Origin of the sequence: Pseudomonas sp. 30_B (genome assembly GCF_017491605.1) — a bacterium.
In the GTDB taxonomy this organism is placed as follows: Bacteria; Pseudomonadota; Gammaproteobacteria; order Pseudomonadales; family Pseudomonadaceae; genus Pseudomonas.
This window is the reverse complement of sequence record NZ_JAFGYY010000242.1, coordinates 1-486: the sequence shown is the minus strand read 5'-3', so window position 1 is coordinate 486 and position 486 is coordinate 1. Positions and strand designations below refer to the sequence as shown.

Below are 486 nucleotides of genomic sequence, written 5' to 3'. Positions count from 1 at the left end.
GGGTGAGGTCGGAGCCTCCCTGGAAGAACATGAGCACGCCGTGCGCACCGTCGATCGACGCTTCGAGCAGCGGAGACGAAATCGCGCTCTCGACAGCGCGTAGCGCGCGATCCTCGCCGGTCGCGGCACCGATGCCCATGAGGGCCGAACCGGCATCCTTCATGACCGACTTGACATCGTTGAAGTCCACGTTGATGAGGCCCGGCGTCGTGATCAGCTCGGTGATGCCCTGAACACCCGACAGGAGGACCTGGTCGGCAGCGCGGAAGGCATCGAGCACGGAGATGTTCGCGTCGGAGATCTCCAGGAGACGATCGTTGGGGATCACGATGAGGGTATCGACCTCTTCGCGCAGCGTGGTCACGCCACCCTCGGCCTGGGCTGCACGGCGGTTACCCTCGAAGGAGAAGGGACGCGTGACGACGCCAACCGTCAGGGCGCCAGCGTCGCGGGCGATCTTGGCGACGACGGGGGCAGCGCCAGTAC

At 65.8% G+C, this 486-nt stretch carries 1 protein-coding gene; it reads right to left on the bottom strand.

From position 1 onward, the window contains the following. Positions 1–486: cell division protein FtsZ (locus J5M67_RS28095; protein ID WP_279381593.1), on the bottom strand; the 486-nt coding region annotated here is incomplete at both ends.